This window comes from Mesorhizobium sp. M5C.F.Ca.IN.020.29.1.1, from assembly GCF_003997375.1.
GTDB classification, from domain to species: Bacteria; Pseudomonadota; Alphaproteobacteria; order Rhizobiales; family Rhizobiaceae; genus Mesorhizobium; species Mesorhizobium wenxiniae.
On sequence record NZ_RZSW01001170.1, the window covers coordinates 1 to 510 of the forward strand.

Annotated in this window: 1 pseudogene; it reads right to left on the reverse strand. The window is 63.9% G+C overall.

Annotated elements, in window-relative coordinates:
• Positions 1-510 (reverse strand): annotated as a pseudogene (locus tag EOA85_RS36870) (aminoglycoside phosphotransferase); the annotation flags it as partial.

Sequence of the window (510 nt, forward strand, 5' to 3'; positions counted from 1 at the left end):
GCCTTTATCTCGGCTTGCTCGAAAACATGGCTGGTGGCAAAGCCGGCTTCGTTGATGGCGAGCACGCCTGCCAGGTTCGAGGATCCGCTGCCCTTGTGGACCTCGGGCGCGCCGCGATGATAGCGCACGATCATGCGCGCGACATCCGTCATCAGCGCAGGCGTCAGTTCGCCACCGACTGCCATTCGATCGAGCAGCTTCGACTGATCGAAGCGGACCATCTCGATCGCCGCATCGACCAGTTCGCCGCTTCCGTCGAAGGCCAGCTCGCCGCCGGCCTCTCGGGTGACGCGCCGCACCCCCAGATAGAGGCCGGGGGCAGTCCTGGAGTTGAGCTCGACCTCCTTCTTGCAAGCGGCGAGCCGCAGCGCCGGGGTCGAGAAGTCGACATAGGGCAGCTTGACAGCTCGCTTGATCTTGTAGGCGCGCTGGCCAACCAGGAAGATACGCGAGATATGGGTCTCGATCGCCTCGACCGGTCCGCTCTCGCCATATGCGGCAGGGTTATAC